Origin of the sequence: Stutzerimonas stutzeri (assembly GCF_013522825.1) — a bacterium.
GTDB lineage: Bacteria > Pseudomonadota > Gammaproteobacteria > Pseudomonadales > Pseudomonadaceae > Stutzerimonas > Stutzerimonas stutzeri_AK.
Genome location: NZ_JAAMQZ010000005.1, coordinates 70920 through 86149, shown reverse-complemented (window position 1 = coordinate 86149; position 15230 = coordinate 70920). Strand labels below are relative to the sequence as shown.

Annotated in this window: 13 protein-coding genes; 3 read left to right on the top strand and 10 right to left on the bottom strand. The window is 62.6% G+C overall.

The window, feature by feature from the left end; all coding sequences use genetic code 11:
- Positions 1-10 precede the first annotated feature (10 nt).
- The 4 genes from G7020_RS05015 to trxA all read right to left on the bottom strand — a co-directional run bounded on the left by G7020_RS05015 (position 11) and on the right by trxA (position 4468).
- Positions 11-982: a CDP-6-deoxy-delta-3,4-glucoseen reductase gene (locus tag G7020_RS05015; protein ID WP_181082839.1), complete on the bottom strand. Its 972-nt coding sequence runs from the start codon at positions 980-982 to the stop codon at positions 11-13.
- A 114-nt stretch (positions 983-1096) separates the two neighbouring features.
- Positions 1097-2563, bottom strand: a complete 1467-nt coding sequence (ubiD, locus tag G7020_RS05010) for a 4-hydroxy-3-polyprenylbenzoate decarboxylase (protein ID WP_181082838.1) — start codon at positions 2561-2563, stop codon at positions 1097-1099.
- A 100-nt stretch (positions 2564-2663) separates the two neighbouring features.
- The gene (gene rho / locus G7020_RS05005; RefSeq protein WP_181082837.1) at positions 2664-3923 is read right to left on the bottom strand and encodes a transcription termination factor Rho; all 1260 of its coding nucleotides are present in this window, start codon (positions 3921-3923) and stop codon (positions 2664-2666) included.
- A 218-nt stretch (positions 3924-4141) separates the two neighbouring features.
- Positions 4142-4468 carry a thioredoxin TrxA gene (gene trxA / locus G7020_RS05000; RefSeq protein WP_181082836.1) on the bottom strand — a complete coding sequence of 109 codons (327 nt, stop codon included), beginning with the start codon at positions 4466-4468 and terminating at the stop codon, positions 4142-4144.
- 210 nt (positions 4469-4678) lie between these two features.
- Between trxA and ppx the strand changes: the two genes are divergently transcribed.
- Positions 4679-6178, top strand: a complete 1500-nt coding sequence (gene ppx / locus G7020_RS04995) for an exopolyphosphatase (protein ID WP_181082835.1) — start codon at positions 4679-4681, stop codon at positions 6176-6178.
- Positions 6179-6351: 173 nt separating this feature from the next.
- On the opposite strand, the gene ppk1 is transcribed toward ppx, so the two are convergent.
- Positions 6352-8568, bottom strand: a complete 2217-nt coding sequence (gene ppk1 / locus G7020_RS04990; protein WP_181082834.1) for a polyphosphate kinase 1 — start codon at positions 8566-8568, stop codon at positions 6352-6354.
- Positions 8569-8586: 18 nt separating this feature from the next.
- Positions 8587-9600, bottom strand: a complete 1014-nt coding sequence (hemB, locus tag G7020_RS04985; protein WP_181082833.1) for a porphobilinogen synthase — start codon at positions 9598-9600, stop codon at positions 8587-8589.
- A gap of 290 nt (positions 9601-9890) precedes the next feature.
- Here hemB and elbB point away from each other — a divergent pair, with 290 nt between their 5' ends.
- Positions 9891-10556 carry an isoprenoid biosynthesis glyoxalase ElbB gene (gene elbB / locus G7020_RS04980; RefSeq protein WP_181082832.1) on the top strand — a complete coding sequence of 222 codons (666 nt, stop codon included), beginning with the start codon at positions 9891-9893 and terminating at the stop codon, positions 10554-10556.
- A gap of 228 nt (positions 10557-10784) precedes the next feature.
- Here elbB and G7020_RS04975 read toward each other — a convergent pair whose 3' ends face one another.
- From G7020_RS04975 to G7020_RS04960, 4 genes are read right to left on the bottom strand one after another with little or no spacing between them, the layout of a single operon-like run.
- The gene (locus G7020_RS04975) at positions 10785-11417 is read right to left on the bottom strand and encodes a LysE family transporter (protein ID WP_181082831.1); all 633 of its coding nucleotides are present in this window, start codon (positions 11415-11417) and stop codon (positions 10785-10787) included.
- Between the two features lie 3 nt (positions 11418-11420).
- Positions 11421-12191, bottom strand: coding sequence for a TerC family protein (locus G7020_RS04970; protein ID WP_181082830.1), 771 nt, complete (start codon positions 12189-12191; stop codon positions 11421-11423).
- A gap of 6 nt (positions 12192-12197) precedes the next feature.
- Positions 12198-12779 (bottom strand): mechanosensitive ion channel domain-containing protein, encoded by a 582-nt coding sequence (locus G7020_RS04965; protein WP_181082829.1) that lies wholly within the window; start codon positions 12777-12779, stop codon positions 12198-12200.
- Positions 12776-14686 (bottom strand): ATP-binding cassette domain-containing protein, encoded by a 1911-nt coding sequence (locus G7020_RS04960; RefSeq protein WP_181082828.1) that lies wholly within the window; start codon positions 14684-14686, stop codon positions 12776-12778. Before G7020_RS04960 ends, G7020_RS04965 begins: the two co-directional genes overlap by 4 nt.
- A 67-nt stretch (positions 14687-14753) precedes the next feature.
- On the opposite strand from G7020_RS04960, the gene G7020_RS04955 reads away from it, so the two are divergent.
- Positions 14754-15230, top strand: coding sequence for a TIGR02444 family protein (locus tag G7020_RS04955; RefSeq protein WP_181082827.1), 477 nt, complete (start codon positions 14754-14756; stop codon positions 15228-15230).

Here is a 15230-nt window from a genome sequence, read left to right as displayed (position 1 = left end):
CACGCTTTCCTCAGACTTCGCGCGGTGCATAAGCGAACACATCGGCACGCATCTGATGCGGGTCCATCCCAGCTCCCACCAGCGCATCCAGAGTGCCGTAAACCATGGCCGGCGAGCCACTGGCATAGACGTGCAGCGGCTTGAGGTCGGCAAAGTCCTCGCAGACCGCCTCGTGCAGCATGCCGCAGCGCCCCTCCCAGCCACAGACGTCGCTGACCACCCGATGCAGGTGCAGGTTGGGCATGCCCAACCATTCGCCCCAGTGCGGCAGCTGATAAAAATCCTCGGGGCGGCGCACGCCCCAGTACAGATGTACCGGATGCACGAAACCGGCCGCACGGCAATATTCGATCAGGCTATGCATCTGCGCCATACCGGTTCCTGCAGCGATCAGCACCAACGGCCCCTCGGGCAGCTCCGCCAGATGGGTATCACCGAATGGCAGCTGGATGCGGGCAAAACCTTGTCTGCGGATGAATGCCAGCAGCTCGATGACCGAATCCTCGCGCGCCAGCACATGCAGCTCCAGTTCACGACCAGAGCCCGGCGCAGAAGCCAGGGAAAACGCCGACCATTCACCATCCTCGCGCTGTAGCAGCAGGTACTGCCCCGCGTAATAGCGCGGCTGTCGCCCTGCAGGCAGCCTCAACACCAGACGCACCACATCGCCGCCCAGCTCCTGGCACTCCGCCAGCTGGCAACTCAGTTCCCGCGCAGGCAGCTCGCCCGGCGCCAGCACACCATCCCAGAGCACCACGCAATCCTCCAGCGGCTCGGCCACGCAGGCCAGCAGCTCGCCATGATCACGAATCTCGTCGCCTTGGCGCACGCGGCCTTCCACCAGAAGCGAGGCGCAGATATGGCAATTGCCGTTGCGACAGCTTTGCGGGCATTCGTAGCCCAGTCGCTTGGCAGCATCGAGAATGCGTTCGCCCGACCGGACATCGAGCACGGTGCCGGCAGGTTGCAAGGTTACTTTCATATGTACGTCATCCATTGAACGGGGCAGGCCCGCCAAGGCTCCGGACGAGTTCCAACAGACCATCGAAAACCATCTGCGCTTTCAACGGCCTGTTACTCGCCTCTTTCAGTTATGTCAGTCGATGCCCAGCTGCGACCAGAGTTCATCCACACGCCGCTTCACCGCCGGGTCCTGGACGATGGCGCGCCCCCATTCGCGGCTGGTCTCACCTGGCCACTTGTGTGTCGCATCGAGGCCCATCTTCGAACCCAGGCCGGAAATCGGCGAGGCGAAGTCGAGGTAATCGATCGGCGTATTGTCGATCAGCACTGTGTCGCGCTTGGGATCCATGCGCGTGGTAATGGCCCAGATCACATCGTTCCAGTCACGGGCGTTGATGTCATCGTCAGTGACGATGACGAACTTGGTGTACATGAACTGGCGCAGGAAGCTCCACACGCCGAGCATCACCCGCTTGGCATGGCCAGGGTACTGCTTCTTGATGGTCACCACCGCCATGCGATACGAGCAGCCTTCGGGCGGCAGGTAGAAGTCGACGATCTCCGGAAACTGCTTCTGCAGGATCGGCACGAACACTTCGTTCAGCGCCACGCCGAGAATCGCCGGCTCGTCCGGCGGGCGCCCGGTGTAGGTGCTGTGGTAGATCGGGTTCTTGCGGTGGGTGATGCGCTCGACGGTGAATACCGGGAAGCTGTCTACCTCGTTGTAGTAGCCGGTGTGGTCGCCATAGGGACCTTCGTCGGCCATCTCGCCGGGATAGATATGCCCTTCAAGCACGATTTCCGCTCCGGCCGGCACCTGCAGGTCGCTGCCGCGACATTTCACCAGTTCGGTGCGCGAACCGCGCAGCAGGCCGGCAAAGGCATATTCGGACAGCGAATCAGGTACTGGCGTGACCGCACCAAGGATGGTCGCCGGATCGGCACCGAGCGCCACCGCCACCGGATAGGGCCGGTCCGGGTACTTTTCACACCACTCGCGATAGTCCAGCGCACCGCCACGATGGCTGAGCCAGCGCATGATGACCTTGTTGCGGCCAATCACCTGCTGGCGGTAGATGCCCAGGTTCTGCCGCTCCTTGTTGGGACCCTTGGTGATGGTCAGGCCCCAGGTGATCAGCGGTGCCGCATCACCCGGCCAGCAGGTCTGCACCGGCAACGCGGACAGATCGACATCCTCACCTTCGACGATCACTTCCTGACAGGGTGCATCCTTGAGCACCTTGGGCGCCATACTGATGACCTTCTTGAAGATCGGCAGCTTGCTCCAGGCATCCTTGAGCCCCTTGGGTGGCTCCGGCTCCTTCAGATAGGCCAGCAACTTGCCGATCTCGCGCAACTCGCTCACCGAGTCAGCCCCCATACCCAGCGCAACACGTTCAGGCGTGCCGAACAGGTTACCCAGCACGGGCATGTCGAAGCCGGTCGGGTTCTCGAAGAGCAGCGCCGGCCCCTGCCTGCGCAACGTACGGTCGCAGATCTCGGTCATTTCCAGAACGGGGGAAACCGGCACGGCTATGCGCTTGAGCTCGCCGCGCTGTTCGAGGACGCGAATGAAATCGCGCAGGTCGGTGTATTTCATCAGGCTTCTCGATAAAAGCGCCGAAGGCCGGAGGCCGGACGAAAAACCAGGTCTCGTCCCGCCTCCAGCCTTCAGCCTCAGGCGGCTCGCCGCCTGTCGATCACTTACGCTTCATGGACATGAAGAATTCGTCGTTGGTCTTGGTGTCCTTGAGCTTGTCGAGGAGGAACTCGATGGCGGCACTTTCATCCATCGGGTGCAGCAGCTTGCGCAGAATCCAGATGCGCTGCAACTCTTCCTCGCTGGTCAGCAACTCTTCGCGGCGGGTGCCGGAGCGGTTGATGTTGATGGCCGGGAACACGCGCTTCTCGGCGATGCGGCGATCCAGCTGCAGCTCTAGGTTGCCGGTGCCCTTGAATTCCTCGTAGATCACCTCGTCCATCTTCGAGCCGGTTTCCACCAGCGCGGTAGCGAGGATGGTCAGGCTGCCGCCCTCCTCGATGTTGCGCGCGGCGCCGAAGAAGCGCTTGGGTTTTTCCAGCGCGTGGGCATCGACACCACCGGTGAGCACCTTGCCGGAGCTGGGAATCACGGTGTTGTAGGCACGCGCCAGACGGGTGATGGAGTCGAGCAGGATGACCACATCCTTCTTGTGCTCGACCAGGCGCTTGGCCTTCTCGATGACCATCTCGGCGACCTGAACGTGGCGGGTCGGCGGCTCGTCGAAAGTGGAAGCGACCACTTCGCCGCGCACGGTGCGCTGCATTTCGGTCACTTCTTCCGGGCGCTCGTCGATCAGCAGGACGATCAGATGGCACTCGGGGTTGTTGCGGGTGATGTTGCTGGCGATGTTCTGCAGCATGATGGTCTTGCCCGCCTTCGGCGGGGCGACGATCAGGCCGCGCTGGCCCTTGCCGATCGGCGCGCAGAGATCGATCACGCGACCGGTCAAGTCTTCGGTGGAGCCGTTGCCGGCTTCCATCTTCAGGCGCTCGTTGGGGAACAGCGGCGTGAGGTTCTCGAAGAGGATCTTGTTCTTGGCGTTTTCCGGACGATCGAAGTTGATCGAGTCGACCTTGAGCAGTGCGAAGTAACGCTCACCTTCCTTCGGTGGCCGAATCTTGCCGACGATGCTGTCGCCAGTACGCAGATTGAAGCGGCGGATCTGGCTGGGCGAGACGTAGATATCGTCAGGGCCGGCCAGGTAGGAAGAATCCGCGGAGCGCAGGAAGCCAAAGCCATCCTGGAGGATCTCCAGCACGCCGTCACCGGAGATTTCCTCGCCGCTTTTCGCGTGTTTCTTGAGCAGGGAAAAAATCACGTCCTGCTTGCGCGAACGGGCCATGTTGTCGATGCCCATCTGTTCGGCCATTTCCAGCAGATCGGTGATGGACTTTTGCTTGAGTTCGGTCAGATTCATAGGAAGAGATCAGGAAGGATGAAGCGATTAGCTTGAGAAGCCGCGCAGCAGAATACGAACGGGTCGTTGTGCGATATGAGGCTGAAGTGCGTCGGCGACGAATGCAGAGGGCGACGGAAGAATCGTCGCGAGGCCGAATTTAGCATCGCTCAGGCGAGGCGTCCACCCCGTTGCAGCAAAAAGCCCCCGCGATTGCAGGGGCCTTAGCGGAGCGAGGCTCAGATGTTGCTGTCGAGAAACGCTGCCAGCTGAGACTTGGAAAGTGCCCCAACCTTGGTGGCTTCGACGTTGCCGTTCTTGAACAGCATCAGGGTCGGAATACCACGCACGCCATACTTGGGCGGTGTTTCCTGGTTCTCGTCAATGTTCAGCTTGCAAACCTTGAGCTTGCCTTCGTACTCCTTGGCAATCTCGTCGAGTACCGGCGCGATCATTTTGCACGGGCCACACCACTCCGCCCAGTAATCGACCAGAACAGGACCGTCCGCCTGGAGCACATCCTGCTCGAAGCTGCTGTCGCTGACATTGTTGATGTGCTCGCTCATGGAATGTCTCCAGGGTGAAAACCGAAAGTGACGCCATGATAGCCCGGCTTGGTAAGGACCGAAAGTCGCAGTCCATCGCCAAGCCCATTGCCGCATGGCGGCCCACTAGACCACCAGACAGACCCCAACGGGAAGTATTGCAGGGTGTTGCGCGTTGGCGTATGCCGATGATCGTGTCAGGATGTCACGATTTTTCACAGAGATCAGCCCATGCGCCAACCAGCCGCCGAACCCTTTCCACTGATCGCCGGCCTCGATCTGGGATCGAACAGCTTCCACATGGTGCTGGCACGCATCAGCAATGGTGAAGTGCGCATCCTCGAACGGCTCGGCGAAAAGGTCCAGTTGGCCGCCGGCATCAACGAACAGCGCATGCTGGACGAGGATGCCATGGAACGCGGCCTCGACTGCCTGCGCCGCTTTGCTCAACTGGTCAATCATCTGCCCCAGGGGGCTGTGCGCGTGGTCGGCACCAACGCCTTGCGCGAAGCCCGCAACAGGGCGCTGTTCATCCGCCAGGCGGAAGCCATCGTCAATCATCAGGTCGAGGTCATTTCCGGACGCGAGGAAGCGCGCCTGATCTACCTGGGGGTCGCCCACACCTTCCCGAGCGCAGCCGGCAAGCGCCTGGTGGTCGATATCGGCGGCGGCAGTACCGAATTCATCATCGGCGAAGGCTTCGACTCACACCTGCGCGAAAGCCTGCAGATGGGCTGCGTGAGTTTCACCCAGCGTTTTTTCCGTGACGGCAAGATCACCCCGGCACGTTACGCCCAAGCCTACACGGCAGCTCGCCTGGAGTTGATGAGCATCGAGCATGGTCTGCGCCGACTCGGCTGGCAGGACGCGGTCGGTGCGTCCGGCACCATCCGCGCGGTCGGCCTGGGCATCAAGGGCGCCAGCCTGGGCAACGGCGAGGTCACCCGCGAAGGCATTGGCTGGCTCAAGCGCAAGCTGTTCAAACTCGGCGACGTGGAAAAGATCGACATCGAGGGCGTCAAACCGGATCGGCGCAGTATTTTCCCGGCGGGTCTGGCGATCCTCGAAGCCATCTTCGACGCTCTGGAACTGAACGCCATGGCCCATTCCGAAGGCGCCCTGCGCGAAGGCGTGCTCTACGACCTGATTGGCCGCCATCATCAGGAAGACATCCGTGACCGCACTCTGAGCTTCCTCATGGAACGCTACCACGTGGATACGGAACAGGCCGCGCGCGTCGAGAGCAAGGCGCTGGAAGCCTTCGATCAGGTCGCGACCGACTGGGGCCTGAATGAGGACTGGCACCGCGAACTGCTGGCCTGGGCCGCGCGCGTGCATGAGGTGGGCCTGGACATCGCCCACTATCACTACCACAAGCACGGCGCCTACCTGATCGAGCACTCGGACCTGCCGGGTTTTTCCCGCCAGGATCAACTCATGCTGGCCCTGCTGGTACGCGGCCATAGACGCAACATCCCGCAGGACAAGTTCAGCGAAACCGGCGCCGACGCCGATACCCTGGTACGCCTGTGCATCCTTCTGCGCTTCGCCATTCTGTTCCACCATATCCGCTGCCACACCGCTTCCGAGGTGCAACTGAAGCCGGCTGAGCGCAGCCTCGAACTGGTTTTCCCGGATGGCTGGCTGGAAGCCAACCCGCTGACCCGCGCCGACTTCGAAGCCGAAGCCGCTTGGCTGGCACGGGTCGGTTATGAACTGCGGGTGAAATAGGCTGCCGAGGCCCTGGAAAGCCAGGGCCTGCTGAAAAGCCGGGAAAGCTGCGTGACTGAAGTCACTCCCACAGGCAACGAACCTGTGGGAGCGGTCGGGCGGCGCTCCGCTTTATCCACGAATATCGCGGCTGAAGCCGCTCCCACAGAAGCCAGCATACTAGCTGATAGCGCTCAGCGCCCGCCGACCGGCGGGCTGGTCAGCCGCTCCAGCAGGGTGCCCTGAACGTTGCGTGGAAGCTGGTTGCCACTGGGGCTGTTACGCACGTAGCTGCCGTCGGGTTGCAGCAGCCAGCTCAGAGTGTTGTCGGTCAGGAACGCTTCCAGTTCCTTTTTCACCCGTGTCAGCAGTTTCTTGCCTTCCACCGGGAAGCAGGTTTCCACTCGCCGGTCGAGGTTGCGCTCCATCCAGTCGGCGCTGGACAGGTAGAGCTTCTCGTCGCCGCCGTTGAAGAAGTAGAACACCCGACTGTGTTCGAGGAAGCGGCCAATGATCGAGCGCACCTGGATATTGTGCGACACCCCGGCAATCCCCGGACGCAGGCAGCACATGCCGCGCACCACCAGATCGATGCGCACGCCCGTCTGACTGGCCTTGTACAGCGCCTTGATCATCTTCGGGTCGGTCAGTGAGTTGACCTTGAGCATGATGTGCGCAGGCTTGCCTTCGGCGGCATTCTGGGTTTCCTGGGCGATCAGGTCGAGCAGGGTCTTCTTCAGGGTGAAGGGCGCATGCAGGAGCTTCTTCATGCGCATGGTCTTGCCCATGCCGATCAGCTGGCTGAACAGTTTGGACACGTCCTCGCAGAGCGCATCATCGGAGGTCAGCATGCTGTAGTCGGTATACAGCCGCGCGTTACCGGCGTGGTAGTTGCCGGTGCCCAGGTGCGCGTAGCGACGCAGCTCGCCATTCTCGCGCCGCAGGATCAGCATCATCTTGGCGTGGGTCTTGTAGCCCACCACGCCATAGATGACCACCGCCCCGGCCTGCTGCAGGCGACTGGCCAGCTGCAGGTTGGATTCCTCGTCGAAGCGCGCCCGCAACTCGATCACCGCGGTGACTTCCTTGCCGTTGCGCGCCGCCTCGACCAGCGCATTGACGATTTCCGAGTTGGCCCCGGAACGATACAGCGTCTGCTTGACCGCCAGCACGCAGGGGTCCTTGGCGGCTTCGCGCAGGAGGTCGATCACCGGCGTGAAGGACTCATAGGGATGCAGCAGCAGGATGTCCTGCTTGCCGACCACGTTGAAGATGTTCTCGCTGTTCTGCAGCAGCTTCGGGATTGCCGGAGTGAACGGCGTGTATTGCAGCTCCGGGTGGCTGTCCAGACCGGTGACGCTGAACAGCCGGGTCAGGTTGACGGGGCCATTGACACGATACAGCTCGCTCTCGCCCAGGCCGAACTGCTTGAGCAGGAAGTCGGCAAGGTGCGCCGGGCAGGTATCGACGACCTCCAGACGCACCGCATCGCCATAGCGCCGCGACATCAGCTCGCCACGCAGCGCGCGGGCAAGATCCTCGACATCCTCGGTATCCACCGACAGGTCGGCGTTGCGGGTCAGGCGGAACTGGTAGCAGCCCTTGACCTTCATGCCATGGAACAGATCGTCGGCGTGGGCGTGAATCATCGACGAGAGGAACACATGGTTGGCGCCCGGCCCGCCCACTTCCTCGGGCACGCGGATGATGCGCGGCAGCAGTCGCGGCGCCGGAATGATCGCCAGGCCGGAGTCGCGGCCAAAGGCATCGATACCTTCCAGCTCGACGATGAAGTTCAGGCTCTTGTTCACCAGCAGCGGGAACGGGTGGGTCGGATCGAGGCCAATGGGGGTGATGATCGGTGCGATTTCCTCGCGGAAATAGCGCCGTACCCAGGTCTTGATCTTGGCCGTCCAGTGACGCCGGCGGATGAAACGCACCTGCTGCTTGGCCAGTTCGGGCAGCAATACCTCGTTGAGGATGCTGTACTGGCGGTCGACCTGCTCATGCACCAGCTCGGAAATACGCGCCAGCGCCTGATGCGGTTGCAGGCCATCGGCACCGGCCTGCTCGCGGGCGTAGGTGACCTGTTTCTTCAGGCCAGCGACACGGATCTCGAAGAACTCGTCGAGGTTGCTGGAGAAGATCAGCAGGAACTTCAACCGCTCCAGCAGCGGGCAGGATTCATCCAGCGCCTGTTCCAGCACGCGAATATTGAACTGCAGCTGCGACAGCTCGCGGTGGATATACAGGCTGCTGTCGTCCAGGTTCGGCACCGCAATCACCACCGCCGGTGCTTCCTCGACCACTTCGGGCTGCGTCACCAGCTCCGCCTCGGACACCGTCTGTTCCAGCACTTCACCGTTGACGATCTCCTGCAGGCCCTGCTCGCTGAGTTCTTGACTGTTCATCGCTCTGCCTCGGAGGGCTCACTGCCCTCGTTTCAACTGTTGTGCCGCCTGTTTGGCGAAATAGGTGAGAATGCCATCGGCTCCGGCACGCTTGAAGCCGACCAAAGACTCAAGGATCACCGCTTCGCTCAGCCAGCCATTCTGGATCGCCGCCATGTGCATGGCGTACTCGCCGCTGACCTGATAGACGAAAGTGGGCGCCTTGAAAGCCTCCTTGACCCGCCAGACGATATCCAGATAAGGCTGGCCCGGTTTGACCATCACCATATCCGCGCCTTCGGCCAGATCGGCGCCGACTTCGTGCAGCGCCTCGTCGCCGTTGGCCGGGTCCATCTGGTAGGTATTCTTGCTGCCCTTGCCCAGGTTCGCCGCCGAGCCCACCGCGTCGCGGAACGGCCCGTAGTAGGCGCTGGCGTACTTGGCCGAGTAGGCCATGATGCGCACGTTGTGATGTTCGGCCACTTCCAGCGCCTCGCGGATGGCCTGGATGCGACCGTCCATCATGTCCGACGGTGCCACCACCTGAGCACCGGCCTCGGCGTGGGACAGCGCCTGCCTGACCAGCGCATCGACGGTGACGTCGTTCTGTACGTAGCCGTCCGCGTCGAGGATGCCGTCCTGGCCATGGGTGGTGAAGGGGTCGAGCGCCACATCGGTGATGATTCCCAGTTCGGGGAAGCGCTCACGCAGCGCGCGGGTGGCGCGCTGGGCGATACCGTCTGGATTCCAGGCCTCAGCGGCGTCGAGCGATTTCTTCTCCAGCGGCGTGACCGGGAACAGCGCCAGCGCCGGGATACCCAGCGCCACCAGTTCCTCAGCCTCCTTTAGCAGCAGGTCGATGGACAGCCGCTCCACACCCGGCATCGAGGGCACCTGCTCGCGGCGGTTTTCGCCGTCGAGCACGAACACCGGCAGGATCAGGTCATCGACTGTCAGCACGTTCTCGCGCACCAGGCGCCGGGAAAAATCATCACGACGATTACGACGCAGACGAGTGGCGGGGAACAGCCGGCTGGCGGGAACGAGACTCACGACGAACTCCTGGCCCGCAGAACGGGCGAACATGACAGTTATAGGCCGCCCATATGACGAGAACATGACAGCGATATGGGCGCGACGCCAAAGCCCGACCATTGTCGCCAGCCATGCCGATGTCTGCCAGTGCTTTGAGCATTCAGCGCGCAGCAATGAACGCGCGCACCTGCAGCGAATCCAAGACTACAGAGCGGGATTTACCTTGATCCGCCCCAGGCAGTAGCATCGAATACATTCTGCAGCGCCCTGTCAGACCGGGCCGTTTGAACTTGACCAGGAGTACCACCATGAACAAGAAAGTCGCCGTGATTCTTTCCGGCTGTGGCGTCTACGACGGCTCGGAAATCTACGAGAGCGTCATCACTCTGCTGCGGCTGGATCAGCGCGGTGCCAAGGTGCAATGCTTCGCACCGAACATTGCGCAGCTGCACGTGATCAATCACCTCACCGGCGAGGAAATGCCCGAGTCTCGTAACGTACTGACCGAATCGGCGCGCCTGGCCCGTGGCGAGATCAAGGACCTGCGCGAGCTGGATGCCGTGGAGTTCGACGCCCTGATCATGCCGGGCGGTTTCGGCGCGGCGAAGAATCTGTCCGACTTCGCCAGTCAGGGTGCCGACTGCAAAGTTTTGCCGGATGTCCTCTCCGCCGCCCAGGCCTTTGCCCAGGCAGGCAAGCCCGTCGGAATGATGTGTATCGCACCGACCATGGCCGCACAGGTCTTCGGCCCCGGCGTGGTCTGCACCCTGGGCAATGATGATGATCCGGCAGCCGCTGCCGCGCGCACCATGGGCGCCGAACACCAGCCCTGCGAGGTCAGCGAGATCACCGAGGATTCGAAACACAAACTCATCACCACACCCGCCTATATGCTGGCGCAATCGATCAGCGAAGCAGCCTCGGGCATCTACAAGCTGGTGGACCGGGTGCTGGAGCTGACGGTCAGCAAATAAGGCTCACCGGGCCGGCAGCTACGGAGGTGGGTCACGCTGCTTCAACGGAAACCGTCACCCACCGCCGTAGGGCCGAACTTGTTCGGCCACCTGTCGCAAGAGGCCGAACAAGTTCGGCCCTATGGGATGTGAGCAGTTGTAGGTCGGATTAGCCAAAGGCGTAATCCGACGGTTGAACCCGAGGGAAGCCTCAACTCCGCTCGTCGGGTCGGTGAAGCGTGACCCGACCTACGCCGCCGCTTTTCGCACCGTCGCCAATAATGCCGCGGCAGCGGCGAACATCGTCGCGAAGCTGCGGTTGACCAGGCGCTGCTGGCGCGGGGTGCGCAGCAGCCGCAGGACCCTGGCGGCCAGGCCCGTATAGCCGGCCATCACCACCAGATCGACCATCACCATGGTCGCCGCCATTTCCACGTACTGCAGCACGAGCGGTCGTTGCGGGTCGAGAAACTGCGGCAGCACCGCCAGGATGAAGACGATCGCCTTGGGATTGCTGGCATTGATCAGAAAGCCCCGGAACACCAGTGCCAACGGACGCCCGATGGGCCGTGGCATGGCCGAATCGTCCAGCGCCTCGGGAATCGCCTGCCATTGCCGGAACGCGAGCCACAGCAGGTAGGCGACACCGAACCACTTGATCAGGCTGAACGCCAGCGACGAAGCCGCCAGCACCGCGCCCACCCCCGCCGCGACGACGGCAATCTGCAGCACCAGCGCCAGCTGCAGGCCAATGGCGTTCCAGTAGCCGCGCCAGAAGCCATAGCGCAACCCGCAGGACATCGAGGCGATGGCGCCGGCACCCGGCGACAGGCTGATCACCCAGCAGGCGACGAAGAAGGCAAGCCAGGTTTCAAGCGACATGGCTCAGTCCTTCAGATTGGGCATGTCCCGGCCCAGTTTCACCGGTTCCTTGAGCGGGCGTTTCATGGCCTTGCGCATGCGAATGTTCAGCGCCTCGACGCCCAGCGAGAAGGCCATGGCAAAGTAGACGTAGCCCTTGGGCACGTGCACATCGAACGCTTCGGCCACCAGCAGGGTGCCAACCACGATGAGGAATGACAGCGCCAGAATCTTCAGGGTCGGATGCTTGTCGATGAAGTCGCTGATGGTGCCGGCAGCCAGCATCATCACACCGACCGCGATGATGATCGCCGCCACCATCACTGGCACATTGTCCACCAGGCCAACCGCGGTGATCACCGAGTCCAGCGAGAAGATGATATCGATGACGGCGATCTGCAGGATGATGCTGACGAAACTCGCCTTCACCGCCCCGCCCGCAGCGGATTGCTCTTCCTCTTCGCCTTCCACGCTGTGCCAGATTTCCATGGTGCTCTTGAACAGCAGGAACAGGCCGCCGAAGAACAGGATCAGGTCGCGCCCGGAGACGCCTTCGCCCCAGACGGTGAACAGGTCCGCGGTCAGACGCATGACCCAGGTGATCGAGAGCAGCAGCAGGATTCGCGTACCCATGGCCAGCGACAGGCCGAAGAACCGTGCCTTGGGCTGCTGCGCCTTGGGCAGGCGGCTGACCAGAATGGAGATGAAGATGATGTTGTCGATGCCCAGGACGATTTCCAGGGCGGTCAGGGTCAGAAACGCGACCCAGATTTCCGGGCTGCTAAGCCATTCCATGAAAGGCTACTCGTTGGATGTAGATTTGATTGGTTGAATCTCGGCCCCGCGCCAGCGGCGCACGACCTTCTGGAAGAACAGACTGTTGGGCACCTGCACGGTCGCGCCGGTTCCGTCTTCGTTCACCTCTTGCAGCGTAGTGTAGAGCAGGTTGATATCCATCACCCGGCCCTTGACGATCGGCTTCTCGAAGCTCTCCACCAGCTCCACCAGGTCGCCGAGGCGAAAGGGGCCGACGGTCATGATCAGCACGGCGCAGAGCAGGTTCGACAGCACGCTCCAGATGGCGAAGAAGGCGATGGCCGCCACTGCCACGAAACCGGAAAAGGCCGTCCAGAGCACCGTTGCCGAAACGCCAAAACGCTCCAGCACCATGATCAGCGCACCGCCGATGATGAACCAGCGGATGCCGCCACGCAGCGGCAACAGCAGCTCGGGCGGCAGCGGATAACGACTGCCCAGTCGGGTCAGGCCGCGTACCACGAAGCGCTGCAGGATATAGGCGATCAGCAGGATCAACAGCACCTGCAAGCCCAGCAAGAGCTGATCACCCCATTCTTGCGAAAGAATCAGCAACTGTTCGTTCATGGGTTGGCCTCAAGTTGACCCTGCAGGGCTTCCAGCGCCTCGAGCGCCTCCATCCAGGCATCTTCCAGCGCGCTTTCGCACGCCTTCAACTCCGCCTGCCTGGCCAGCAGGTCACGCAGTTCGTCCTTGCGCGCCACTTCGTAGAGCGCGGTATCGGCGAGACGCGCCTCGACCTGGGCGAGCTTTTCATGCACGCCGGCCAGGTCCTTTTCATGCTTTTCCGCCTGCCGCTTCAGAGGCGCCAGTTGCTGGCGCAACGCCGCAGCCGCCTGGCGCAGCATGCGTTTGTCGGTCTTCTCGCCTGCCGAATCGGTCGTAGCGACGGGCTGCTGGCGAACACGGTATTCGGCCAGCCAGCGGGCATAGTCTTCAAGATCGCCCTCGAACCCGACGACCCGCCCCTCGGCCACCAGCAGAAATTCATCGGTGGTGCTTTTGAGCAGATGCCGATCATGCGAAACCACCAGCACCGCGCCCTCGAAATCCTGCAGGGCCAGCGTCAGCGCCAGGCGCATCTCCAGATCCAGGTGGTTGGTCGGTTCGTCCAGCAGCAGCAGGTTGGGCTTGCCCCAGGCGATCAGCGCCAGTGCCAGGCGCGCCTTCTCGCCACCGGAAAAGTTGAGCACCGGCTCATCACAGCGGTTGCCGCGAAAATCGAAGCCACCGAGGAAATCGCGCAACACCTGCTCGCGCTCGCCCGGGGCGATACGCTGCAAGTGCAGTAGCGGGCTGGCTTTGGCGTCGAGCGCATCGAGCTGGTGCTGGGCGAAATAGCCGATGACCAGGTTCTCGCCGCGCTGCAGGCGCCCGCCCAGGGGTTGCAGCTCATTGGCCAGGGTCTTGATCAGCGTCGATTTGCCCGCGCCGTTGGGGCCGAGCAGGCCGATGCGCGCGCCGGGCACCAGTTGCAGCTTGACCTTGTCCAGCACCCGTTTGCCGGGATAGCCGAGCGCGCCCTCGGTCAGGTCCAGCAGGGGGCTGGAGACCTTGTCCGCTTCGCGGAAGACGAAGTCGAATGGCGAATCGACATGCGCCGGCGCCAGTTCCTCGAGCTTTTCCAGCGCCTTGATCCGGCTCTGCGCCTGGCGCGCCTTGCTCGCCTTGGCCTTGAAGCGGCGGATGAAATCTTCCATGTGCTCGCGCTGCGCCTGCTGTTTCTCGAACGCCTGCTGCTGCTGCGCCAGGCGCTCGGCACGCGCCCGCTCGAAGGCGGAATAACCGCCGCGATAGAGAATCAGCTTGCGCTGATCGACATGCACCACGTTGCCGACCACCTCATCGAGGAAGTCGCGGTCATGAGAAATCAGCATCAGGGTGCCGGGATAGCTCTTCAGCCAGGCCTCCAGCCAGAGGATCGCATCGAGATCCAGGTGGTTGGTCGGCTCGTCGAGCAACAGCAGGTCGGAGGGACACATCAGCGCCTGCGCCAGGTTCAGGCGCATCCGCCAGCCGCCGGAAAAACTGCTCACCGGCAGCAGCATCTGCTCGTTGGCAAAGCCAAGGCCGGCGAGCAATTTGCGCGCGCGCGCGTCGGCGCTGTAGCCGTCGGCGTTGTCCAGCTCGGTGTGCAGCCGCGCCAGCGCGCTGCCGTCATGCCCGGCCTCGGCAGCCGCCAGCTCGGCCTGAATCCGCCGCAGTTGAACATCGCCATCGAGCACATAGTCCACGGCCAGGCGGTCGAGCGTATCGACTTCCTGGCGCATATGGGCGATGCGCCAGTCCGGCGGCAACTGGCAATCGCCGCCATCGGGGGTGAATTCACCGCGCAGCAGGGCGAACAGGCTGGATTTTCCGGCGCCATTGGCACCGACCAGCCCGACTTTCTGGCCGGGATGCAGGGTCAGCTCGGCGCCTTCCAGCAGACGCTGGGGGCCACGCTGTAGAGTCAGGTTCTGAAGTCGGATCATAATGGCGGCGGAGTTTATCAGTTCGCCTGGAATCCATCCGGGCGCCCATGAAAAAAAATCACCACCGATGAGCCACGACGATTTGCGCGATTTTGCTCTGACCTGCTACGCACAGCCTGGCGTGGAAAGCGCCTGTCTTGAGCTGCAGGCCGCCGGCGCGGATGTCTGCCTGTTGCTCGCGGGCGCCTGGCTGGAGCGCCGCGCCGTCGCCTGTACGGCAGAGCGCCTGCAACAGCTGAGGCGGCTTGGCGATGACTGGCAGTCTCAGGTGATCACGCCGCTACGCGGCCTGCGCCAGGCCTGGCGCCAACAGGCTGCGGCGGATGGCGCACTGAGCGCCTTGCGCGAGCGGGTCAAGCAGCTGGAGCTGGACGCTGAATATATCCAGCTCGACCGGCTGCAACAGGCAACGCAGCACTGGACGGAGGAGCTGGGATCAGTCGACTGGCTGAGCGCGCTTTGCCCTCTGAACACTGATACGCGTGCGCCGCTGGAAAAGCTGCGGCGCACGGCGATGGCTCTGCAAGCAGGCCAAGACAGCTGA

Coding starts and splice junctions, on each gene's coding strand:
- trxA (WP_181082836.1), bottom strand. CDS start 4,468: ATGAGCGAGCACATCAACAATGTCAGCGACAGCAGCTTCGAGCAGGAT.
- G7020_RS04975 (WP_181082831.1), bottom strand. CDS start 11,417: ATGTCGCTTGAAACCTGGCTTGCCTTCTTCGTCGCCTGCTGGGTGATC.
- rho (WP_181082837.1), bottom strand. CDS start 3,923: ATGAATCTGACCGAACTCAAGCAAAAGTCCATCACCGATCTGCTGGAA.
- ppx (WP_181082835.1), top strand. CDS start 4,679: ATGCGCCAACCAGCCGCCGAACCCTTTCCACTGATCGCCGGCCTCGAT.
- G7020_RS04955 (WP_181082827.1), top strand. CDS start 14,754: ATGAGCCACGACGATTTGCGCGATTTTGCTCTGACCTGCTACGCACAG.
- elbB (WP_181082832.1), top strand. CDS start 9,891: ATGAACAAGAAAGTCGCCGTGATTCTTTCCGGCTGTGGCGTCTACGAC.
- G7020_RS04970 (WP_181082830.1), bottom strand. CDS start 12,191: ATGGAATGGCTTAGCAGCCCGGAAATCTGGGTCGCGTTTCTGACCCTG.
- ppk1 (WP_181082834.1), bottom strand. CDS start 8,568: ATGAACAGTCAAGAACTCAGCGAGCAGGGCCTGCAGGAGATCGTCAAC.
- G7020_RS04960 (WP_181082828.1), bottom strand. CDS start 14,686: ATGATCCGACTTCAGAACCTGACTCTACAGCGTGGCCCCCAGCGTCTG.
- G7020_RS04965 (WP_181082829.1), bottom strand. CDS start 12,779: ATGAACGAACAGTTGCTGATTCTTTCGCAAGAATGGGGTGATCAGCTC.
- G7020_RS05015 (WP_181082839.1), bottom strand. CDS start 982: ATGAAAGTAACCTTGCAACCTGCCGGCACCGTGCTCGATGTCCGGTCG.
- ubiD (WP_181082838.1), bottom strand. CDS start 2,563: ATGAAATACACCGACCTGCGCGATTTCATTCGCGTCCTCGAACAGCGC.